We start from the raw sequence: 20,743 nt of genomic DNA on the forward strand, positions 1-20,743 counted from the left end.
GGGACCTTTTCATTTTGCCGGAAAAACTCCACGGGGGTCCGGGGGTGTGAAACCCCCGGTCCGGCCTGCTGTGACTAACCCCGGTTGCGCTTTTCAAACCGCGGCAACATCGCGGAAAAGTCCTGCCCGTGGCCATCTTCCTCTTCCACGAACTGTGCATAGATCGCCCGCGCCAATTCTCCCATCGGGGTATCGGCATTGGCCATTTCCGCTGCCTGTTGCGACAGACCCAGATCCTTCAGCATCAACTCCGCTGCGAACCCGGGCGCATAGCCGTTGTCGGCGGGTGATGTCGGGCCGACGCCGGGGGCGGGGCAGTATGCGTTCATCGACCAGCTGTACCCCGATGAGGTGCTGACCACATCAAACATCTTTTGTCGATCCAGTCCCAATTTGTCCGCCAGCGCGAAGGCTTCGCAAGTGGCGATCATCGTGACGCCCAAAATCATGTTGTTGCAGATCTTGGCGGCCTGGCCTGCGCCGGCATCACCGCAGTGCACGGCTTTTTGCCCCATGATATCGAACAGGGGCTTGGCTATCGCAAACGCCTCCGCCGACCCCCCGGCCATAAACGTCAAGGTCCCGCCGGATGCGCCTCCGATGCCACCTGATACCGGGGCGTCTATTGCAAGAATCCCTGCATCCTCAGCGGCTTGAGAGGTGTTCTTCGCACTCTCCACATCCACGGTTGAGCAATCCATAAACAGGCTGCCGCGTTCCATAAGAGGAAGAACCTGTGCCGCCACCTGCCGCAGGATCGACCCGTTCGGCAGCATCGTGATGACCACGTCCATCCCCGCGGCTGCACTTTCCAGCTTGCTCGCCGCGGTCACACCTTCGGCGGTGGTGCCCGCCACGTCATATCCAGTGACGCTATGACCGGCCTTGGCCAGATTGGCGGCCATCGGTGCCCCCATATTGCCCAGACCTATGAATCCAATCTTCTTGCTCATCTCGTGTTCTCCAGTGTTAGGGCCGCGTTTCCCAAGGGGCGCAACATTTTTCCCGTGGCAGCAAGGGGTACGTTCATATCGGCGAATTGCCAGGCGGGCTTTCGGTCTTTGTCAATGATTGCGGCACGGATCCCTTCAAGGAAATCGCCATGCTCCATGGCGCGGTAGGTAAACCGGTATTCCAGGTCCAATGCTTTTTCGATGGTGAGCGACGGGCCACGTAGCCGGTGGATCACCTCGATGGTGCTTGCCATCGCGAGCGGGCTCATCCGTTCCATTTTCTTCAGGGTCTCTCGGGCGAACTCTCCATCGTCTTTGCGCAGATTGTTCAGGATGTCCCCCAGTGTTTCTCCGTCAAACAACGCGTCAATCTGGGCCTGGTGTTCTTGCAGCTCAGACGCCGGGGGGGCCAGTGTCGCGGGTGTCAATATGGCGGCATCCCCGGTATCCTCAAGCTTGGCGATCAAGTCAGGCCACAGGTGCTGCGGAATGTAACGGTCTGCAAATCCGGCAAAAATCGCATCTTGCGCCGACATTCGCGTCGCAGTGACGCCCAGATATTCGCCGATCCGTCCCGGAGCGAGGGCCAGCATCAGCGAACCGCCCACGTCCGGGATCAACCCGATCCCGCATTCGGGCATTGCGATCTGGCTGGTCTCGCTTACCACACGGTGCGACCCGTGACAGCCAAGGCCGACGCCGCCGCCCATGGTAAATCCTTGCATGAAAGAGACAACCGGCTTGGAGTAGCTGAAAATTTTAGCATTCAGGCGGTACTCGTCAGCCCAGAATTTCCTGCCATAGTCATAGTCGCCTGCCTTACCCGTCGCATAAAGCTCGGCAATGTCGCCGCCGGAACAGAACGCGCGCTCGCCCGCTGCATCGACTACGATCAGATCAACCGATGTATCGTTCGACCACCGGTCGAGCGCATCTTCGATGGCAAGGCACATGTCGTAGGTCAGCGCATTCAAGGCCTGAGGGCGGTCAAGGGTAATACGTCCGGCGCGCCCGGTTACGCGGATCGAGATATCGTTCATCTGTTTTTCAACATGTCGCGGGCGACGATGACGCGCATGATCTCGTTCGTGCCTTCCAATATCTGGTGCACGCGCAGATCACGCACCAGCTTTTCAATGCCATAATCGGCAAGGTAGCCATACCCGCCATGCAGTTGCAGACATTGGTCCACTACCCGGCTGCCGGTGTCTGTGACGAACTTTTTTGCCATTGCACAAAACTTGGTGGCGTCCGGTGCGCCACTGTCCAGTTTCCACGCGGCCTGACGTAAAAACACACGCGCTGCCTGCATCTCTATTTCCATATCTGCCAGACGAAACTGCAGGCCTTGGAACTGGTCGATCGGCTTCCCGAACGCCTTGCGTTCGCCCATATATCGCAAGGTGGCGTCCAGCGCCGTCTGCGCCGCACCCAGTGAACATGCCGCGATGTTCAATCGGCCGCCATCCAGCCCCGTCATCGCATATTTAAAACCCTTGCCTTCTTCACCGACCAAATTCCCGGCAGGAATTTTGCAGTTGTCGAACTGCACCTGCGCTGTTGGTTGGCTGCGCCAGCCCATCTTGTCCTCAAGCCCGCCAAACGAAAGCCCCTGAGTGCCATCCTCGACATAGACGGTGGACACTCCGGCAGCGCCGTCATCCGAGGTGCGGACCATGGCGACGTAGGCGTCTGAATAGCCTCCGCCGGAAATGAAGGCCTTGGTACCGTTCAGGGTATATCCATCGTTGGTCCGGTCGCATTTGGTCTTGAGAGCCGCGGCATCAGAACCTGAACCGGGTTCGGTCAGGCAATAGCTCAGCACCGTATTCATCGACAGCACATCATCCATGATGCGCGCCTTGAGATCGTCGCTGGCGAAGCTGTCCAGCATCTTGGCGCACATATTGTGGATCGACAGAAACGCCGCGACAGAAGGGCAGGCCATGCTCAGCGCCTCGAACACAAGCGTCGCATCAAGGCGTGTCAGACCAGAGCCCCCTGCATCTTCGGATACATACAAGCCGCCAAACCCAAGCTCGGCTATCTTGGGCCAGATCTCTTTCGGAATGGTGCCGTCCTTTTCCCACTGGCGCGCAAATGGGGCGATATGTTCTTGGCCAAAGCCATAAGCCATATCGAATATGGCGGTTTGCTCTTCGGAAAGTGCGAAATCCATGGCGGTGATCCCTCCCAAGATCTGACGAATTGAACGTACGTTAAATTATAACGCTGCCCGTACAAGGCGCAAGCAGGTGCGGGGACCGAGGCCCCCGCAAGACGTGGTTCACTCCATTGGCTTGAAGTTGAACTCTCCGCCTTCTTTGATGCCCGAGGGCCAGCGAGAGGTCACGGTTTTGGTGCGCGTATAGAATTTGAACGCATCCGGTCCGTGCTGGTTGAGATCGCCAAAGACCGATTTTTTCCAGCCGCCAAAGGTATGATAGGCGAGTGGTACCGGAATCGGCACGTTGATGCCGATCATGCCCACGTTGACGCGGTTGGCGAAATCACGTGCCGCATCGCCGTCACGGGTAAAGATCGCAGTGCCGTTGCCCATCTCGTGATCCATCGCAAGACCAAGCGCCTCTTCGTAGGTATTGGCGCGAACCGTGGACAGAACGGGGCCGAAAATCTCGTGCTTGTAGATGTCCATGTCCTTGGTCACGTTGTCGAACAGATGCGGCCCGACAAAGAATCCTTCTTCGTAGCCTTGCAGGCTGAAGTCGCGGCCATCTACGACCAATGTGGCACCTTGATCGACGCCGGATTGGACCAGACGTTCGATATTGGCCTTGGCCGCTGCGGTGACAACCGGGCCGTAATCCACGTCCTTGCCGGATGTGTAGGGCCCGACTTTGAGCTTTTCGATGCGAGGGACCAGCTTCTTGATCAGGCGATCCGCCGTTTCCTCGCCCACAGGAACAGCTACGGATATCGCCATGCAGCGTTCGCCAGCCGCGCCATAGCCCGCGCCGATCAGCGCGTCCGCGGCCTGGTCCAGATCGGCGTCCGGCATGATGATCATGTGGTTCTTGGCACCGCCAAAGCATTGGACGCGTTTCCCATTCGCGCAGCCCGTGCCGTAGATATATTCGGCAATGGGGGTGGAGCCGACGAAGCCGACAGATTGAATAACAGGGTGGTGAAGGATCGCGTCAACCGCTTCCTTGTCGCCATTAACGACCTGAATGATACCTTTGGGCAAGCCCGCTTCTTCCAGCAATTCGGCCAGCATCAGGGGCACGGATGGATCACGCTCGGACGGTTTGAGGATGAAGGCGTTGCCGCAAACGATGGCGGGGGCAAACATCCACATCGGGATCATGGCGGGGAAGTTGAACGGCGTGATGCCTGCGGAGACCCCCAACGGCTGGCGCATGGAATACATGTCGATGCCGGGACCGGCGCTATCGGTGTAGTCACCTTTCAACAGCTCGGGCGCGCCGATGCAATATTCGACGACTTCAAGGCCACGCTGAACGTCGCCCGCGGCGTCGGGCAGGGTCTTGCCGTGTTCGCGGGACAGGGCCTCGGCCAGTTTGTCCATGTCGCGGTTCAGCAGGTCGACGAATTTCATCATGACCCGGGCACGGCGCTGCGGGTTCACGGCCGCCCACGCGGGTTGTGCCGCCATCGCATATTGCACGGCCTGGTCCAGCTCGGCCTCATTGGCGAGGGGACATTTTGCCTGTACTTCGCCGGTCGCAGGGTTGAACACGTCTGAAAACCGGCCCGACGTCCCTTTGACATGGGCACCGTTCATATAGTGGGTGAGCTCTTGCATTGGAATCCTCCTTGAATTTGTCGGCAGGGTAGCCTTGCGAAAAACAAACGAAAAGAGGAATGAAGTCAGGGTGGCTTTGCATTTTTGCAAAGCGTAGGGTTGTGGCTAGGGAGTGTCGGGGGCCAGCCCCCGTCCTGCGGACTCCCCCGGAGTTTGTTTGGCAAAATGAAATGGAAAGGTATGTAAGGTGCCGGAAAACTGGGACGATTTGAGGCTGTTCATTGCGGTGGCGCGCGAACACAGCTTGTCGGGGGCGGGCAAGGTCTTGCGGTTGGACCCGGCTACGCTTGGCCGCAGGATGGCACGGTTGGAAAAGGAGTTGCGTACGGCGTTGTTTGTCAAGTCACCGACGGGGTATGCGGTGACCGAGGCCGGAAGTCAGTTGCTGGAGCGTGCCGAAGCGGCAGAACAGGCGATGCGAATCGCCACGGCGGAGGTGCCAGATCCGACGGATCAGCTGCGCGGTCAAATTCGCATCGGCGCGCCGGATGGCTGCGCGAACTATCTGTTGCCGCAGGTGTGTGCGGCCTTGGTGGCCGAGAATCCGGAACTGGACATTCAGATTGTCGCCTTGCCCCGGGTGTTCAACCTTTCCCGGCGCGAAGCCGATATGGCGATTGGCGTCAGCGTTCCGACAGCGGGGCGATTGGTCGTGCATAAGATGACCGATTACCGCCTACATCTGGCGGCCTCAGACTGGTATCTGGCCGCCCATGATACCATCCGGACGGTGGCCGATCTTCAGCGCCATCGGCTTGTCGGGTATATACCTGACATGATCTTTGACCGAGAGCTGGATTATCTGGCCGAATTGAGTCTGACGCGGGTACCGCTCGCCTCCAATTCGGTATCGGTGCAAATGAACATGATCAGGCAGGGTGGCGGTGTCGGGGTCGTTCATGATTTCGCGCTATCGGCGACACCGGGGGTGACCCGCATCTTGGCAGGGGAGGTGGAATTAAGTCGGGCGTTCTATCTGATACGTCACGAGGACGACCGGCGAAATCAGAGGCTGAGCCGGTTTGCCGAAAAGCTGACCCAAGGGGTTCGAACAGAAGTCGCCCGGCTTGAGGCAATAGCTTGACACGCAACAGTATTAAAGAGAACCTGGTCTGGTAGGTAATTTTATTGCGAGAGGGCTGACCATGCTGGTTTCTCAAATCCTGAAAACAAAAGCCGATGATAGTGTGACGACAGTGAAGCCCAGCATGCTGATCTCGGAAGCCGCGAAGCTTTTATCGGAGAAGCGGATCGGTACCTTGGTTATTTCCAGCGATGGCAAGCGCCCCGACGGGATCCTGTCCGAGCGTGATATCGTCCGCGCTCTTGGCCAGCAGGGCGGCGGGTGTCTGACCAAGACCGTAGAGGAATTGATGACCAGCAAGCTGGTCACCTGTGCGAAAAACGAGCGTGCGGATGATATTTTGGCCAAGATGACCGAGGGGCGGTTTCGCCATATGCCGGTTCTGGAGGATGGTACGCTGATCGGGCTGATATCACTGGGCGACGTGGTCAAGGCGCGGTTGATGGAGCTTTCAATGGAAAAAGATGCCTTGCAAGGGATGATCATGGGTCATTGACCCGCCGAATACCCGTTGCATTTTGCCGGCGTAAATGCTTGCGTGCGTTTAATTTTCGACTTCAATTGACTGGACTGCCCTATGCGCGTTGGCCTTTACCCCGGCACCTTTGATCCCATCACTCTGGGGCATATCGATATCATCCGGCGTGCTGCTACATTGGTTGATAAACTGGTGATCGGCGTTGCGATCAACCGTGACAAGGGCCCCTTGTTCGAGCTGGAAGAGCGGGTGCAGCAGATTGAGGAAGAATGCAGCAAATTGCGCGTAGAGACAGGTACCGAAATTATCGTGTATCCGTTTGAAAACCTGCTGATCGACTGTGCACGTGATGTGGGTGCGCAGATGATCATACGCGGTTTACGTGCTGTCGCCGATTTCGAATACGAATACCAGATGGTGGGTATGAACCGAAAGCTTGATGACAGTATCGAAACCGTGTTTCTGATGGCCGAGGCCGAACATCAGGCGATCGCCAGCAAGTTGGTCAAGGAGATCGCCCGGCTTGGCGGCGACGTCAGCAAGTTTGTGACGCCCGCCGTTAATGCCGAACTGTTGAAACGGTTTCGAACCTAAAGCGTTTTCGCGATCACCCTGGAGGTGTCCAGCATCCGGTTCGAGAAGCCCCATTCGTTGTCGTACCAGGCCAGCAAGCGTATTTGCGTTTTGGCCTGTACCGATGTCTGGTCGGTTGCCACGACGCATGAATGGCTGTCGTGATTAAGGTCGATTGACACCAGTGGGCGGTCCACCATCCCCATGATCCCCTTGAGCGGGCCGTTCACCGCATCCTGCAACGCCGCATTTACCTCGTCCCTTGTCACGTCCCGTGAAACTTCGACGACCAGATCGACGCATGACACATTCGGCGTGGGAACGCGGATTGCGGTACCGCCAATGCGCCCGTCCAGATCGGGTAACACCTTGCCAAGTGTTTTGGCCGCCCCGGTGGTTGTCGGGATCATTGACAACGCCGCGGCGCGGGCGCGGTAAAGATCGCTGTGGGCAGTGTCGTGGGTGGGTTGATCCCCCGTATAGCTGTGGATCGTGGTCATGTGGCCGTGCTTGATTCCAAAAGCGTCGTGCAGCGTCTTGGTAAGCGGAGCCATGCAGTTCGTCGTACACGAAGCATTGCTGAGCACGGTTTCACTGCCGTCGATCAGGTCATGATTGACGCCATAAACGATCGTTTTCATCGCATCTTTTCCAGGGGCCGAGATCAGTACCCGCTTGGCCCCGTTTTCCAGATGCTTGGCCGCAGCGGCATGGGTAACAAAGATGCCGGTGCATTCGAGCACGATATCGACATCACCCCAGTCCAGTGCAGCGGGATCGCGTTCGGCTGACACACGGATCGGGCCTTGGCCCACGTCCATCGTATCACCTTCGACAGTTACGCGACCGCGATAGCGTCCGTGAACAGAGTCGAATTCAAACAAATGTGCATTGGTGCCGACCGGGGCCAAATCGTTGATAGCGATCACCTGAAGATCGGTATTGTCCTGTTCCATCAGAGCGCGCAGCACATTGCGACCGATGCGACCAAAGCCGTTGATTGCCAGTTTAGTGGCCATGAAAGCGTCCTCCTGAATGTGATAGCGCTAACATTCATGAATCTCGCGGTATGTCAACCGATGCCGGGGGGGGGGTTGTGGGTTTTCTGGATCGGACCGCGGTCGGGTCAACGCCAGAAGGCCACCCATTCGATGAGATCAACAAACTTTTTCACGAGGAAGATCAGGTGCTGATTGCCGTACATCATCGTGTCGACGCCCAATGCTACGATCACCGCGGCCGCAAGAACGATAGCTATGGGTGTTGTCATCGTTGGGGTCCTTGATCGGTCGTTGCCCGTTGATATGACAGGGCAACGACCATGTCGCAAGGGTTCAGCCTAGTTTGCCCATGGCGACGGCGACGTCGGCCATGCGTACCGAGAATGCCCACTCATTGTCGTACCATGCCAGGACGCGCACAAGCCGCCCCCCGACAACCTTGGTTTGGTCCGGTGCAAAGATGGAACTGTGTTCAGTATGGTTGAAATCAATCGATACCTTCTGTTCGGGATCATAGGCCAGAACGCGTCCCATGGGGCCATTGGTGGCAGCCAGCACCGCCTGGTTGACTTCGTCGACGGTGACATCGCGCGAGGCGCAGAACGTCAGGTCAACCGCGCTGACGTTCGGGGTCGGCACACGCATTGCCGTGCCATCCAGCTTACCTTTCAGCGCAGGCAGCACTTCGCCCAACGCCGCCGCGGCCCCTGTCGATGTGGGGATGATCGCCATTGCGGCAGCGCGGGCACGGTAAAGATCGTCATGACGGCGATCCAGCGTAGTCTGGTCACCGGTATAGCTGTGTACCGTGGTCATCACACCGCTTTCGATGCCAAACGCTTCGTGCAAAACCTTGGCAAGCGGGGCCAGACAATTGGTTGTGCACGATCCGTTCGACACCATTTTATCGGATGCGATCAATTCGTTATCGTTTACGCCGAAAACCACTGTCCTGTCGACGTTTTTGCCGGGTGCTGACAGCAAGACGCGCTTGGCACCGCGGTCCAGGTGAACATTTGCTTTTGTGCCGTCGTTGAATTTTCCGGTACATTCCAACACAACGTCGCAGCCGTCCCAGTCAAGCTCCTCCATACGGTACGTAGACATGACCTGCATTTCGCCACGGCCAAGATCAAGCGTCCCGTTGCCGACCTTGACCTCGTTGGGGAACCTGCCATGGACGGAATCATATTTGATAAGGTGCGCTGCGGTCTCGATCGGGCCGGTGGCATTGATGCGCACCACTTCGATATCTTCGCGCCCCGAAGCCGCGATGTGAGAAAGGGTACAGCGACCGATACGGCCAAATCCGTTGATACCTACTTTGATCGTCATGGGGGGGCGTCCTTTGGCAAAAGCGTGACTTTGTGCGCTCTATATCTGGAGGCCATGGCGAGGTTAAAGGTCTAAAACCTCCTGATTTCCTCATGTTAGCGTTAAAAGTTTATGTTAGCGGTAAAGGTAGGCGGGGCTTTGCCTTCTCGGCGCGGTGCGCTACCCTTACCTGAATTGATTTTGGAGATATTAGATGAGCGGTTTGCTGGCCCTGTTGGACGATGTTGCGGCGATAGCCAAAGTGGCTGCGGCCAGCGCTGATGATGTTATAGGGCAAGCCACCAAGGCAAGTGCCAAGGCCGCGGGCGCGGTGATTGACGACGCGGCGGTAACCCCGAAATATGTCCACGGTTTCAAAGCCAGCCGCGAGCTGCCGATAATCTGGCGCATTACCAAAGGGTCGTTCAAGAACAAGCTGGTATACCTGCTGCCGGCAGGTTTGCTGCTTTCGAACTTTGCGCCTTGGGCCATTGCACCGTTGTTGATGCTGGGCGGGGCATATCTGTGTTTTGAAGGTGCTGAAAAAGTCGCGCATGCTGTGGGGATCGGCGGGGCGGGGCATACAGATTACCCCCCCGGTGCCGACAAGGCCGCGATCAAAGATCCCGCGCATCTGGAAGAGCAAAAGGCCAAGGGCGCGATCAAGACAGATTTGATCCTCTCTGCCGAGATCATGACCATTGTTCTATCCAACCTCACGGTGACCAACGTCTGGATGGAGGCCGCGGCTTTGGCCGCCGCGGCGGTTATCATCACCGTCGCGGTGTATGGATCCGTCGCGTTGATCGTCAAGATGGACGACATGGGCCTCTATCTGGCGAAGAATGGCAACTTCTCGCTGACCCGTAAAATCGGACGCGGCATTGCGCGTGGCATGCCCGCTTTTCTCAAGCTATTGACGATCGTCGGGACCGCCGCGATGTTGTGGGTCGGCGGGTCCATCATCGTTCACGGCATGGAGGAAATGGGCTTTACCAGCCTTGGCCATCTCATCGAAGGCTATGCGGTCAGTGCGGCACATCTGTTCCCCGAGTCCTATCGCGGTGCTGCTGAATGGATCGCCACCGCCGCCATGGACGGCGTCCTGGGGCTGGCATTGGGTTTGATCCTGATCCCGATCGGAGAAAAGATCATCACCCCGCTGTGGCGCGCAGTATTCAGCGGCAAAAAGTCGAGCAAGCACGCGGCTTGAACAGCCGAACACCGATGTGCGTGATCGAAGCACGAAAACGGAGTAACTGATGAAGATCTATGTAACCAGCATTTTTGTCGATGATCAGGACAAGGCTGAAAAGTTCTACACCGAAACCTTAGGCTTCAAGGTCAAACACAACATTGCCCTGGGCGCCAATCGTTGGCTGACCGTCGTCTCCGAAGAAGACCCGGAAGGAACCGAGCTGCTGCTTGAACCGAGCGACCATCCCTCGGTCGGACCATACAAAGCAGCGTTATTTGCTGACAACATCGCCGCTCACTCGTTTCAGGTGCAAGATCTGGATGCGGAATGGAAGAAGCTGACGGAGCGCGGTGTAAAGTTTGTCACCGAGCCGCTGGATGCCGGTTCTGTCCGCATGGGTGTTTTCGATGACACCTGTGGAAACCTTATACAACTGATCGAGATGAAAAAGGCCACTTGACGCCTCACCGCCACACGCAGTCATGGCTTGGGTCTGAAGGAGCTTCCGCCTTTCCCGCGCTTATGGAACGGGCTTGGTCTTGACAACGGCTTGCGTCAGAGACCCCGAAAGCCGCTTCGGGATCTCTGTAACCCTTGACCGCTGTCGCCTCCCATCCTTGCTGTGCGATTTGCATCATTCACAGCAAGAACCAGAGTTGGATGCTCTTATTGGTCTCTGGTTGGCTCGTGCAGATACGGGTCTGCCGCTTACAATAGCGCCTTGGCTTTATCGGCTACATTCTGCGCGGTAATGCCGAACTTTTCAAACAGCTCTTCCGCGGGGGCGGAGGCACCGAAGCGGTCCATGCCGACGAAATCGGCCTTGTTCCATTTACCACGTTCGCCAGTCAGCCACCGGTCCCACCCCTGACGTGCGGCGGCTTCGACGCCGACGCGCACGGGGCCCGCGGGGAGGACGCGGCGGCGGTAGGCTTCGTCTTGGGCGGCGAACAGCTCCATGCAGGGCATGGACACGACGCGTGTGCCGATGCCCTCGGCTTGCAGCAGGTCACGGGCTTTCAGCGCGATCTCAACTTCAGAGCCGGTGGCGATCAGGATGACCTGACGTTTGCCTTCGGCGTCCGCCAGAACATAGGCCCCCTGTTCGGTGAGGTTCTTGTTCTTGTGCTCAAGCCGGACGGTGGACAGGCCCTGACGTGTCAGCGACAGCACCGACGGGGTCTTTTTGCTGCTCAGCGCGATTTCCCAGGCCTCTGCGGTTTCAACGGTGTCAGCGGGGCGGAACACATAGGTGTTCGGTGTCGCGCGGCTGATCGCCAGATGTTCGACCGGTTGGTGGGTCGGGCCGTCTTCGCCCAGACCGATGCTGTCATGTGTCATCACAAACACGGTCGGGATTTGCATCAGGGCCGCCAGACGCATGGCGGGGCGGGCGTAGTCGGTGAAACACATGAACGTGCCGCCGTAGGGTCGGATGCCGCCGTGCAGCGCCATGCCGTTCATCGCGGCGGCCATGCCGTGTTCGCGGATCCCCCAGTACACATAACGCCCGCCACGGTTGTCCACATCAAAGACACCCAGATCAGCGGTCTTTGTGTTGTTCGAACCGGTCAGGTCAGCGGACCCACCCACGGTTTCTGTATAGAGCGGGTTCAACACCTCGAGCGTCTTTTCGCTGCTGGCGCGGGTGGCCAGTTTCGGCGCGTTTTCCGAGGTCTGTTTTTTGAATGCCTTGACCGTCGCGCTCAGCTTCTTGGGGGCGTCACCGGCCAGCGCGCGGTTGAACTCTTCACGCTTTGTGCGCGACATGGCGTCGAAACGCTCTTCCCAGGCGCGGCGGTCGTCTGCGCCGCGTTTGCCGATCTCTTCCCAGGCGGATTTCACATCGGCGGGGACTTCGAACGGGCCGGTTGTCCAGCCATAGGCGGATTTGGCGGCGGCCATCTGGTCGGCGTCGGTCAGCGCGCCGTGACCTTTCGAGGTATCCTGCGCGGCGTGACCAAGCGCGATATGCGTCTTGCAGGCGATCATCGTTGGCAGATCGGATTTGCGCGCCTCGGTCAGGGCGGCGTCGATCTCGTCGGGGTTATGGCCGTCGATCTCGATGACGTGCCAGTCAGCCGCCTTGAACCGCGCGACCTGATCCACTTTGTCGGACAGCGATACCGGCCCGTCGATGGTGATGTCGTTGTTATCCCACATCACGATCAGCTTGCTCAGCTTGTGGCGGCCGGCAAGGGCAATCGCCTCGTGGCTGATGCCTTCCATCAGGCAGCCGTCGCCCGCGATCACATAGGTGTAGTGATCGACCACCTTCGACCCGTATTGGGCGCGCAGGATTTCTTCGGCCATGGCGAAGCCGACCGAATTGGCAATGCCCTGGCCCAGCGGACCGGTGGTTGTTTCAATCGCGTCAGCAAGGAAGTTTTCCGGGTGGCCGGCAGTACGCGCGCCCAACTGGCGGAAATTCTTGATTTCCTCGATGGGAAACTGCTCGTACCCGGTCAGGTGCAGCAGCGAATAGATCAGCATGGACCCGTGGCCCGCCGACAGGATGAAACGGTCGCGGTCAGGCCACAGCGGGTTGGATGCGTCGAACTTCAGGTGCTTTTCAAACAAAACAGTAGCGACGTCAGCCATACCCATCGGCATCCCGGAGTGGCCAGAATTGGCGGCTGCGACGGCGTCGAGGGTCAGGGCACGAATGGCGGTCGCTTTCGACCAATGATCAGGGTGGGCTTTGGCGAGGGCGTTCAGATCCACGGGGCACGCTTCCTTATAAGGGGAGTAAGTGGTTTCGCGGATCAATACCAGCCACCCCGCAAAGATCAAGGGCAAGACCGCGTGACAAGAACGCCGCCGCAAAGCTTATGCCAAGGCATTGTTCTTAAAGGGGCAGTATTCCGCTGCTTGTTTCGATAGGATCGCCTGAAACAACGTTGACCAGCGATTCGATGGTTGGCAAACTGGTAAATATACGAAGTTTTGCGAGGAACTCGGGGATGAGTGACATTGAGTATCTGCAAGGCCGCATCTTGGCGGCGCTTGAACGGGCATCCCGCGGGGTCGATAAACTGGCCCTTGCGAAAGATGATGTACCGGATCTTAGCCAAGAGCTTGAGGCCGAACGACAGGCCAATGCACAACTGACCGAGCGTGTAAAAAACCTCAGTGACCGGCTTGAGAGTGAAACAGCCAGTTTGCAGTCCCGGCTTTCCGACGCCGAAGCGGCGCTGGCCCAGGTTTCCGTTACCGAAACCCAGATGGCGAAATTGGACACGGAGTTGCAGCAGGTGCGCCGTGCCAACACCCAGCTTGCCGAGGCGTGCGCAGCCCTGCGCGATGCCAATGCCCAAGGGGTCGGCGATCCGACGTTGATCAATCAGTCCGTTGTGGCCGAACTGGACGCTCTGCGCGCTGCACGCAGCGCCGATGTTGCCGAAGCAAATGCAATTCTGTCCGTGCTTACCCCGCTTGTCAGTTCTGCCAAGGAGAAAATCTGATGCCCGACGTGACAATTTCCATTGGGGGTCGCCAGTTTCAGGTTTCCTGTCAGGAAGGCGAGGAGGACTATCTGCACGCCGCAGCCAAGATGCTCGATGATGAGGCGCAGGTGTTGTCGGATCAGGTGGGCCGTATGCCGGAGGCGCGGATGCTTTTGATGGCTGGCCTTCTGCTGGCGGACAAGACCGCCAACGTCGAAGACAAAATCGCCGAGGCACGCGCGGAACTTGCGGAACGCGAAGCCGAATTGGCGGGTCTGCGCAATATGGTCATCGAACCTGAACGCATCGAAGTTCCGGTTATTCCGGCCTCGGTCACCGACGCCATGGCCGAAATGGCGGCCCGCGCCGAAGCGCTGGCCGATGAGATCGAGGAAAAAGCGGGTTAATGTATCGTGGCCCGGCGCGTTGGTTTTCGTGTGCCTTGCCGTTTTCCACATGACTGACATGGGCGCGGCGAACGCATCGGTATGATTGTTGTATGACGGTGCTAGCACCGTGGCGCAAAAATCGGCGTTGCACAAAAAAGGCGCAAGGCAGGTTCGCTTGCGACGCGGCACCGCCGTCGCGCGCATCGCAGTGCGCAGGGTGTTGGCCACAAGGGGCCAACACCGTGGTCAATATCAGCCGTTGGCTTCGCGGATCTTATCCGCGGCTTCTTTATCGAACTTCACATTGTTTTCCGCAAACAGCGTATCGAGTTCGCCCGACAGCATCATTTCCGTGATGATGTCACAGCCGCCGACAAACTCGCCTTTTACGTAAAGCTGAGGGATGGTCGGCCAGTCCGAATAATCCTTGATACCCTGACGAATATTTTCATCGGCCAGAACATTCACGTCCGCATAGTCGATTTCCATGTAGTTCAGGACGCCGGCAACGCGGGATGAGAAACCGCACTGCGGCATGGATTTGGTGCCTTTCATGAACAGCACCACGTCGTTTTTGGTAATGGTGTCCTTGATTTGGGTGGTAGCGTCGGTCATTTCGGTTTGTCCTTTGGTATAAAGCGTTTTGCGTATTCCTGCGGGTCACGGGGGATGCGATACGTCGTCTGGTGTCCGCCCCCGCCACCGCCGGAATGATAGGTTGCGTCGATTTCGTGATAACCCGTACCCGGCTCGGCCCCCCGGTAGGTGTCTCGTGTATGCCTGAGCGCCTGCAATCCTCGCAGCACCGCCACGATCAGCACCAGAATGCTCAGGATAACGACGAGGGTCAGGTCCATAATATCAATCCGGTGCTTTCGTTGTCAGTGCCAGCGCGTGCAGATCACCATTTGCGCCGTCCATCCGGCCTTTGAGGGCCGCATAAACCGCTCTTTGCTGCTGTACTCGGTTTTTTCCACGAAAGCTTTCGTCGATGATCATTGCGGCCATATGCACGCCGTCATTGCCTTCGACGGTGATTTTCGCGTCTGGAAAGGTCTCTCTTAGCAGGTCTTCGATTTCGCGGGCTTGCATGGGCATATAGGCGGCTCCGTCTGGGATAACATTGGTCAAGATGTAGTGGCGCAGAAGACGACGTGCAAGTTATCTCATTGAGCGATCGCAGCACAGGGCCTACATAGGGGCAGGTGCCGGTGGGCACGAGCGCCAGGAGGACACGATTATGGATATATTCGAAGACGCACCCGAACGCGCGTATGCGTGGGCACAGGCGGGTCGGGGCGCGGTTCTGGCCACGGTAATCGAAACATGGGGCTCGGCCCCGCGCCGGATTGGTGCACAACTGGCGATTTCCGGTGACGGGGAAATGCAGGGCTCTGTGTCGGGCGGTTGTGTCGAAGGTGCGGTGGTCACCGAAGCGCTGGAAGCAATAGAGGACGGCATGCCCCGCGTGCTGGAATACGGCGTAAGCGATGGCGATGCCTTTGCCGTCGGCTTGGCCTGCGGCGGGACGATACGCGTTCTTGTCGAACCGATAGGCGGGCAGGGAATGCCGTATGAGGTGCTGGCGGAGCTGGTCGCGGCACGCGCCGCGCGCACACCGGCAGCCTATGTTGTGCGCTTGTCCCGCGGTGAAGGTGGTGAAGGGCGCATCGAATATTCCGGCCACGCCGACCGGTTCCGGATGGATCGTTCCGGGCTGGAGGAAGACGCCGACACCTTTGTCGCCATCCATAACCCCCCGCTGAGACTGGTGATCGTCGGCGCGGTACACATCGCCCAGGCGTTGGTTCCGATGGCACAGATAGCCGGTTTCGACGTTGTTGTGATCGACCCCCGCGAAGCGTTTGGATCGCAGGCCCGTTTTCCAGAGGCGCAGGTGATAAACGATTGGCCGGATGCCGCGATGTCGACCGTTGGGGTCGATACGCGCAGCGCGGTCGTATTGCTGACCCATGACCCAAAGCTGGATGACCCGGCGCTGCATGTGGCGCTGCGTTCAGACGCCTTTTATGTCGGTGCCCTGGGGTCCCGGCGCACCCATGCCTCGCGGGTGGCAAGGCTCGAAGAGGCCGGTTTCTCCTCGCGGCAGATCGAACGTATCGCGGGGCCGATCGGGCTTGATATCGGGGCGTCCGGCCCGCCGGAAATCGCAGTGTCGATCCTGGCGCAGATGATCCAGGGCCTGAGAAAACCGTGAAGTTCGGCAAGATCCCCACAGGCGACGCCGAAGGGGCGCTGCTGGCGCATTCCGTAACTGTGCCATCGGGACGCTTGCGCAAGGGGCTTCGGTTGCAGGCACGTCATGTCGCTGATCTGATCGCCGCCGGGGTTCAGGAGATCACCGTCGCACAGCTTGCCGAAACCGATGTGGACGAAAACACAGCCGCGGCGGCGTTGGCGCAGGCCCTGATCGTGGATCACCCGCATCTTACCCCAAGCAAAGCGTTTACCGGACGGGTGAATCTGTTGGCGCAAGAAACGGGGGTCGCTGTGCTGGATGTCGCCGCCCTAGAGGCGGTCAACGCCGTTCACCCGATGATTACCCTGGCCACCGTGGCACCTTATCAGCAGATGGCGGCGGGCGGTATGGTGGCCACGATCAAGATCATATCCTACGGCGTCGATCGGGGCGACCTGTCTCGGGCGTGTTCAAAGGGGCGGGGCGCCATTCGCATGATGGTCCCGCACCTGGCCGATGCGACCCTGATCATCACAGAGATCGACGGAGGCGCGGGGGACAAGGGAAAGGCGGCGATAGCGAACCGTCTGGCCGCGCTGAACGTCACCCTGAAAGAGGTGGTGCTGGTGCGCCACGAGGCCAAAGCGCTGCGCGACGCGATAGCGCGGGCGGATACGGCGCTGACCCTGATCCTGACCGGTTCTGCCACATCGGATATCGACGACGTGGCCCCCCAGGCTTTGCGCGATGCGGGTGGAGAGGTTGCGCGGTTCGGGATGCCGGTTGATCCGGGCAATCTGCTGTTCATCGGCAGCCTTGCGGGCCGTCCCGTTATCGGCTTGCCCGGATGTGCAAGATCGCCCGCGCTGAACGGTGCCGACTGGGTGTTGTCGCGGGTGATCTGCGGGGTCGAGGTCACGCCGCAGGACATCGCGGCAATGGGGGTCGGCGGCTTGCTCAAGGAAATCGCGACGCGCCCCCAGCCTCGCCGCGGATGATCGGCCAAGGCCAAATCCCCGAAATGTCCAAGATCGCGCTGCCGCGCTGCCGCGCGTTGCACGCTACAGTGCCGAGAGCCGCGGCCGATGAAAATTCGATCAACTTTTCACGATACGCAAAATTTAGGTTCTCAACCGGCAAGGGGCATGCTTAACTCCCCCCAACGCGATAAAAACTCCAGGGAGGAACTTTATGACACAGGTCAAAATGACCGTGAATGGCAAGGCCGCTTCGGGCGATGTGGAAGGGCGTACGCTGTTGGCGTCGTTTTTGCGTGAAAACCTGGGCCTGACCGGAACGCACATCGGCTGTGATACCAGCCAATGCGGGGCGTGCCTGGTGCATGTGAACGGCGAAGCGATCAAAGCCTGCACCATGCTGGCCGTCGAGGCCGAGGGTGCTGATGTCAAAACCATCGAATCCATGGCAAATGCAGATGGATCATTGAACGTTATTCAACAGGCCTTTCAGGATCATCACGGGTTACAGTGCGGGTTCTGCACCCCGGGTATGATCATGTCCGCCTCTGCATTGTTGAAAGACAATCCAAAGCCCACCGAAGCCGAAGTGCGCCATTATCTGGACGGTAACATTTGCCGATGCACAGGTTATCACAACATCGTCAAAGCCATCATGGCCGCCTCCGGGCAGGACGTCAGCGCATTGGCGGCTGAGTAACCAACGCGCTGTGGTGGCTCTTTCACGCTGAACCAAGCCAGGAGCACACAGTCTGGATGACATGGCAGGCAATCCGCTAAGGCGGGGGCGGGCCACCTATAAATAATAAAGCGAAAACAAATAGCTGAATACGATGGTACGCCTAATGCCGTGCCTATAAAGGGAGGAAAGATCATGCCTAAGGACGGCGGAATTGGTGCCAGCAGCAAGCGGCGCGAAGATGTCCGGTTTTTGACCGGGGAAGGCAACTATACAGACGATATCAACCTGCGCGGACAGGCCTATGTATTTTTTCTGCGCTCCGACATCGCGCATGGCACGCTGAATTCGGTCGATACGTCAGCGGCAGAGTCGATGCCCGGCGTTGTCAAGATTTTCACGGGTGCGGATTTTACCGAAGTGGGGTCGATACCGTGCGGTTGGCAGGTCACCGACAGGCATGGCGAAGTCATGCAGGAACCGCGACACCCGGTTTTGGCGTTCGGCAAGGTGCGCCACGTGGGCGAGCCCATTGCCGCCGTCGTCGCCGAAACGCTGGGGCAGGCGCGTGACGCGGCCGAGGCGATCAATGTGGATATTTCCGAATTGCCCGCTGTGATCGACATGAAACAGGCCGTCAAGGAAGGGGCTCCCAAGGTTCATGACGAACTGACCTCGAACCTGTGTTATGACTGGGGTTTCGTCGAAGAAAACAAGGCAGCGGTCGACAAGGCGTTCGAGGATGCCCACCACGTCACCACGTTGGAGCTGGTCAATAACCGCCTTGTTGCCAACCCGATGGAGCCGCGCGTTGCCGTTGGCGACTATGCACGCGGGACAGGGGATCATACGCTTTACACCACAAGCCAGAACCCCCATGTGATCCGCCTGCTGATGGGGGCGTTTGTTCTGGGCATCCCCGAACACAAGCTGCGCGTCGTGGCCCCCGATGTGGGCGGCGGCTTTGGCACCAAGATCTTCCACTATCAGGAAGAAGCTTTTTGCACCTTTGCTGCCAAGGCCTGTAACCGTCCGGTCAAATGGACCTCAAGCCGGTCCGAGGCGTTCATGTCGGACGCGCATGGGCGCGATCACGTCACCAAGATCCAGATGGCGCTGGATGCGGACAATAACTTCACCGCGCTGCGTACCGATACCTATGCGAACATGGGCGCGTATCTGTCGACCTTCGCGCCGTCGGTGCCCACATGGCTGCACGGCACGTTGATGGCGGGCAACTACAAGACGCCGTTGATCTATGTGAACGTCAAGGCGGTGTTTACCAACACAGTGCCGGTGGATGCGTATCGCGGGGCCGGGCGCCCCGAGGCGACCTATCAACTTGAACGTTTGGTCGATAAATGTGCGCATGAGCTGGGTGTCGATCCGATTGCCCTGCGTCGTCAGAACTTTATCACCGAGTTTCCCTACGCCACACCCGTCGCCGTCGAATATGATACCGGCGACTATGTCGCGACCATGGACAAGCTGGAGGAGATTGCAGATATCTCCGGCTTTGAAGCGCGGCGAAAGGAGTCCGAAGCCAAGGGCAAGCTGCGCGGATTTGGTGTGAACTGCTATATCGAGGCGTGCGGGATCGCCCCGTCAAACCTTGTGGGACAATTAGGTGCGCGTGCGGGATTGTACGAATCCGCAACGGTCCGTGTGAACGCGACCGGCGGTCTGGTGGTGATGACCGGTTTGCATAGCCACGGGCAGGGGCACGAAACGGCCTTTCCGCAGGTGATCGCCGAGATGATCGGGATCGACGAAAGCATGATCGAGATCGTGCATGGCGACACTGCCAACACCCCGATGGGGATGGGCACCTATGGGTCGCGTTCACTGGCCGTCGGCGGCTCTGCGATGGTGCGCGCAACTGAAAAGATCATAGCCAAGGCAAAGAAGATCGCATCGCATCTGCTGGAAGCCTCCGAAGGCGATATCGAGCTCAAGGACGGTGCGTTCAGCGTCGCGGGTACGGACAAGTCAGTGGCGTGGGGCGATGTGACACTGGCGGCCTATGTGCCGCACAACTATCCGCTGGAAGACATCGAACCGGGTCTGGAGGAGACCGCGTTCTATGATCCCTCAAACTTTACCTATCCGTCCGGGGCCTATGCATGCGAGGTCGAGCTGGACCCGGAAACCGGGCATGTCACCATCGAACGTTTCGCAGCCGCCGATGATTTTGGCAACATCGTTAACCCGATGATCGTATCCGGTCAGGTCCATGGGGGGATCGCCCAGGGAATCGGCCAGGCCTTGATGGAGAACTGTTCATACGACAGTGAGGGCCAGCTTTTGAGCGCGTCTTACATGGACTACGCCATGCCACGCGCCAGCGACCTGCCGTTTTATACAGTGGATCATTCGTGCCAGACACCGTGTACGCACAACCCGCTTGGCGTGAAGGGCTGTGGCGAGGCAGGGGCGATCGGGTCGCCTCCGGCGGTGGTGAACGCGGTTCTGGACGCGATGCGATCGGGCGGCAAGAGTGTCGATCATATCGACATGCCGGTAACGCCGCAGCGGGTGTGGGCCGCGATGAACGGATGAGTTGATCGGACAGGAGCGGGGGCCAGCCCCCGGACCCCCGGAGTTTATTAGGCAAAATGAAGATGGAAACTGGCGGTTTGGTCGCTGTTTCCTGATTGGAAGGAT

The 20,743-nt window shown here is 58.7% G+C and carries 22 protein-coding genes; 11 read left to right on the forward strand and 11 right to left on the reverse strand.

What is annotated here, in order from left to right; translation table 11 throughout:
- Window positions 1–74: 74 nt before the first annotated feature.
- The 4 genes from mmsB to AC13DE_RS04055 all read right to left on the reverse strand — a co-directional run bounded on the left by mmsB (window position 75) and on the right by AC13DE_RS04055 (window position 4,740).
- Entirely contained in the window at window positions 75–953 is an 879-nt protein-coding gene (gene mmsB, locus AC13DE_RS04040) for a 3-hydroxyisobutyrate dehydrogenase (protein ID WP_483047124.1), read from the reverse strand.
- A complete protein-coding gene (locus AC13DE_RS04045; RefSeq protein ID WP_483047125.1) occupies window positions 950–1,993 on the reverse strand; it encodes an enoyl-CoA hydratase/isomerase family protein in 1,044 nt (347 codons plus the stop codon). Before AC13DE_RS04045 ends, mmsB begins: the two co-directional genes overlap by 4 nt.
- Window positions 1,990–3,132, reverse strand: coding sequence for an acyl-CoA dehydrogenase family protein (locus tag AC13DE_RS04050; protein WP_446297031.1), 1,143 nt, complete (start codon window positions 3,130–3,132; stop codon window positions 1,990–1,992). Before AC13DE_RS04050 ends, AC13DE_RS04045 begins: the two co-directional genes overlap by 4 nt.
- Window positions 3,133–3,240: 108 nt before the next feature.
- Complete coding sequence (locus AC13DE_RS04055; protein WP_483047126.1) at window positions 3,241–4,740, reverse strand: CoA-acylating methylmalonate-semialdehyde dehydrogenase; 1,500 nt, start codon at window positions 4,738–4,740, stop codon at window positions 3,241–3,243.
- Between the two features lie 187 nt (window positions 4,741–4,927).
- Here AC13DE_RS04055 and AC13DE_RS04060 point away from each other — a divergent pair, with 187 nt between their 5' ends.
- From AC13DE_RS04060 to coaD, 3 genes are all read left to right on the forward strand, one after another.
- Complete coding sequence (locus tag AC13DE_RS04060; protein WP_483047127.1) at window positions 4,928–5,824, forward strand: LysR family transcriptional regulator; 897 nt, start codon at window positions 4,928–4,930, stop codon at window positions 5,822–5,824.
- A gap of 61 nt (window positions 5,825–5,885) precedes the next feature.
- The gene (locus tag AC13DE_RS04065) at window positions 5,886–6,320 is read left to right on the forward strand and encodes a CBS domain-containing protein (protein ID WP_483047128.1); all 435 of its coding nucleotides are present in this window, start codon (window positions 5,886–5,888) and stop codon (window positions 6,318–6,320) included.
- An 81-nt stretch (window positions 6,321–6,401) separates the two neighbouring features.
- On the forward strand, window positions 6,402–6,896 hold the full coding sequence (coaD, locus tag AC13DE_RS04070) for a pantetheine-phosphate adenylyltransferase (RefSeq protein ID WP_446297035.1): 495 nt from the start codon (window positions 6,402–6,404) through the stop codon (window positions 6,894–6,896).
- Here the strand turns inward: coaD and gap (AC13DE_RS04075) are convergent.
- From gap (AC13DE_RS04075) to gap (AC13DE_RS04085), 3 genes are all read right to left on the reverse strand, one after another.
- Window positions 6,893–7,894 (reverse strand): type I glyceraldehyde-3-phosphate dehydrogenase, encoded by a 1,002-nt coding sequence (gene gap, locus AC13DE_RS04075; protein ID WP_483047129.1) that lies wholly within the window; start codon window positions 7,892–7,894, stop codon window positions 6,893–6,895. The two genes, coaD and gap (AC13DE_RS04075), sit on opposite strands and share 4 nt — an antisense overlap.
- Window positions 7,895–8,001: 107 nt before the next feature.
- The gene (locus AC13DE_RS04080; protein WP_483047130.1) at window positions 8,002–8,145 is read right to left on the reverse strand and encodes a hypothetical protein; all 144 of its coding nucleotides are present in this window, start codon (window positions 8,143–8,145) and stop codon (window positions 8,002–8,004) included.
- A 64-nt stretch (window positions 8,146–8,209) separates the two neighbouring features.
- Window positions 8,210–9,211 (reverse strand): type I glyceraldehyde-3-phosphate dehydrogenase, encoded by a 1,002-nt coding sequence (gene gap / locus AC13DE_RS04085; RefSeq protein WP_446297038.1) that lies wholly within the window; start codon window positions 9,209–9,211, stop codon window positions 8,210–8,212.
- A gap of 193 nt (window positions 9,212–9,404) precedes the next feature.
- Between gap (AC13DE_RS04085) and AC13DE_RS04090 the strand changes: the two genes are divergently transcribed.
- Window positions 9,405–10,403 carry a DUF808 domain-containing protein gene (locus AC13DE_RS04090; protein ID WP_446297039.1) on the forward strand — a complete coding sequence of 333 codons (999 nt, stop codon included), beginning with the start codon at window positions 9,405–9,407 and terminating at the stop codon, window positions 10,401–10,403.
- Between the two features lie 49 nt (window positions 10,404–10,452).
- The gene (locus tag AC13DE_RS04095; RefSeq protein WP_446313069.1) at window positions 10,453–10,848 is read left to right on the forward strand and encodes a VOC family protein; all 396 of its coding nucleotides are present in this window, start codon (window positions 10,453–10,455) and stop codon (window positions 10,846–10,848) included.
- A 248-nt stretch (window positions 10,849–11,096) separates the two neighbouring features.
- Here the strand turns inward: AC13DE_RS04095 and tkt are convergent, their stop codons facing one another.
- Window positions 11,097–13,112, reverse strand: coding sequence for a transketolase (gene tkt / locus AC13DE_RS04100; protein WP_483047131.1), 2,016 nt, complete (start codon window positions 13,110–13,112; stop codon window positions 11,097–11,099).
- A gap of 239 nt (window positions 13,113–13,351) precedes the next feature.
- Between tkt and AC13DE_RS04105 the strand changes: the two genes are divergently transcribed.
- Entirely contained in the window at window positions 13,352–13,852 is a 501-nt protein-coding gene (locus AC13DE_RS04105; protein ID WP_483047132.1) for a hypothetical protein, read from the forward strand.
- Window positions 13,852–14,241, forward strand: coding sequence for a cell division protein ZapA (locus tag AC13DE_RS04110; protein WP_446297043.1), 390 nt, complete (start codon window positions 13,852–13,854; stop codon window positions 14,239–14,241). The genes AC13DE_RS04105 and AC13DE_RS04110 overlap by 1 nt, the downstream gene beginning before the upstream one ends.
- 234 nt (window positions 14,242–14,475) lie before the next feature.
- Here AC13DE_RS04110 and grxD read toward each other — a convergent pair whose 3' ends face one another.
- The 3 genes from grxD to AC13DE_RS04125 are packed head-to-tail and all read right to left on the reverse strand — an operon-like array spanning window position 14,476 to window position 15,321.
- Window positions 14,476–14,838, reverse strand: a complete 363-nt coding sequence (gene grxD, locus AC13DE_RS04115; protein WP_446297044.1) for a Grx4 family monothiol glutaredoxin — start codon at window positions 14,836–14,838, stop codon at window positions 14,476–14,478.
- The gene (locus AC13DE_RS04120) at window positions 14,835–15,080 is read right to left on the reverse strand and encodes a hypothetical protein (protein WP_446297045.1); all 246 of its coding nucleotides are present in this window, start codon (window positions 15,078–15,080) and stop codon (window positions 14,835–14,837) included. The genes grxD and AC13DE_RS04120 overlap by 4 nt, the downstream gene beginning before the upstream one ends.
- Window positions 15,081–15,084: 4 nt before the next feature.
- Window positions 15,085–15,321 carry a BolA/IbaG family iron-sulfur metabolism protein gene (locus AC13DE_RS04125; RefSeq protein ID WP_446297046.1) on the reverse strand — a complete coding sequence of 79 codons (237 nt, stop codon included), beginning with the start codon at window positions 15,319–15,321 and terminating at the stop codon, window positions 15,085–15,087.
- A gap of 142 nt (window positions 15,322–15,463) precedes the next feature.
- Here AC13DE_RS04125 and AC13DE_RS04130 point away from each other — a divergent pair, with 142 nt between their 5' ends.
- From AC13DE_RS04130 to AC13DE_RS04145, 4 genes are all read left to right on the forward strand, one after another.
- Window positions 15,464–16,441, forward strand: coding sequence for an XdhC family protein (locus AC13DE_RS04130; RefSeq protein ID WP_446297047.1), 978 nt, complete (start codon window positions 15,464–15,466; stop codon window positions 16,439–16,441).
- Window positions 16,438–17,421 (forward strand): molybdopterin-binding protein, encoded by a 984-nt coding sequence (locus AC13DE_RS04135; RefSeq protein WP_483047133.1) that lies wholly within the window; start codon window positions 16,438–16,440, stop codon window positions 17,419–17,421. The genes AC13DE_RS04130 and AC13DE_RS04135 overlap by 4 nt, the downstream gene beginning before the upstream one ends.
- Window positions 17,422–17,614: 193 nt before the next feature.
- On the forward strand, window positions 17,615–18,100 hold the full coding sequence (locus AC13DE_RS04140; protein WP_446297049.1) for a (2Fe-2S)-binding protein: 486 nt from the start codon (window positions 17,615–17,617) through the stop codon (window positions 18,098–18,100).
- A 174-nt stretch (window positions 18,101–18,274) separates the two neighbouring features.
- Window positions 18,275–20,638, forward strand: a complete 2,364-nt coding sequence (locus AC13DE_RS04145; RefSeq protein ID WP_483047134.1) for a xanthine dehydrogenase family protein molybdopterin-binding subunit — start codon at window positions 18,275–18,277, stop codon at window positions 20,636–20,638.
- Window positions 20,639–20,743: the final 105 nt, after the last annotated feature.

The sequence above is a fragment of the Sulfitobacter sp. L-8 genome (assembly GCF_056859255.1).

Bases quoted from the DNA above. Each gene is read 5' to 3' on its own strand.
- mmsB (WP_483047124.1), bottom strand. From the start codon at position 953: ATGAGCAAGAAGATTGGATTCATAGGTCTGGGCAATATGGGGGCACCG.
- AC13DE_RS04045 (WP_483047125.1), bottom strand. From the start codon at position 1,993: ATGAACGATATCTCGATCCGCGTAACCGGGCGCGCCGGACGTATTACC.
- AC13DE_RS04050 (WP_446297031.1), bottom strand. From the start codon at position 3,132: ATGGATTTCGCACTTTCCGAAGAGCAAACCGCCATATTCGATATGGCT.
- AC13DE_RS04055 (WP_483047126.1), bottom strand. From the start codon at position 4,740: ATGCAAGAGCTCACCCACTATATGAACGGTGCCCATGTCAAAGGGACG.
- AC13DE_RS04065 (WP_483047128.1), top strand. From the start codon at position 5,886: ATGCTGGTTTCTCAAATCCTGAAAACAAAAGCCGATGATAGTGTGACG.
- coaD (WP_446297035.1), top strand. From the start codon at position 6,402: ATGCGCGTTGGCCTTTACCCCGGCACCTTTGATCCCATCACTCTGGGG.
- gap (WP_483047129.1), bottom strand. From the start codon at position 7,894: ATGGCCACTAAACTGGCAATCAACGGCTTTGGTCGCATCGGTCGCAAT.
- AC13DE_RS04080 (WP_483047130.1), bottom strand. From the start codon at position 8,145: ATGACAACACCCATAGCTATCGTTCTTGCGGCCGCGGTGATCGTAGCA.
- gap (WP_446297038.1), bottom strand. From the start codon at position 9,211: ATGACGATCAAAGTAGGTATCAACGGATTTGGCCGTATCGGTCGCTGT.
- AC13DE_RS04090 (WP_446297039.1), top strand. From the start codon at position 9,405: ATGAGCGGTTTGCTGGCCCTGTTGGACGATGTTGCGGCGATAGCCAAA.
- AC13DE_RS04095 (WP_446313069.1), top strand. From the start codon at position 10,453: ATGAAGATCTATGTAACCAGCATTTTTGTCGATGATCAGGACAAGGCT.
- AC13DE_RS04105 (WP_483047132.1), top strand. From the start codon at position 13,352: ATGAGTGACATTGAGTATCTGCAAGGCCGCATCTTGGCGGCGCTTGAA.
- AC13DE_RS04110 (WP_446297043.1), top strand. From the start codon at position 13,852: ATGCCCGACGTGACAATTTCCATTGGGGGTCGCCAGTTTCAGGTTTCC.
- grxD (WP_446297044.1), bottom strand. From the start codon at position 14,838: ATGACCGACGCTACCACCCAAATCAAGGACACCATTACCAAAAACGAC.
- AC13DE_RS04120 (WP_446297045.1), bottom strand. From the start codon at position 15,080: ATGGACCTGACCCTCGTCGTTATCCTGAGCATTCTGGTGCTGATCGTG.
- AC13DE_RS04125 (WP_446297046.1), bottom strand. From the start codon at position 15,321: ATGCCCATGCAAGCCCGCGAAATCGAAGACCTGCTAAGAGAGACCTTT.
- AC13DE_RS04130 (WP_446297047.1), top strand. From the start codon at position 15,464: ATGGATATATTCGAAGACGCACCCGAACGCGCGTATGCGTGGGCACAG.
- AC13DE_RS04140 (WP_446297049.1), top strand. From the start codon at position 17,615: ATGACACAGGTCAAAATGACCGTGAATGGCAAGGCCGCTTCGGGCGAT.
- AC13DE_RS04145 (WP_483047134.1), top strand. From the start codon at position 18,275: ATGCCTAAGGACGGCGGAATTGGTGCCAGCAGCAAGCGGCGCGAAGAT.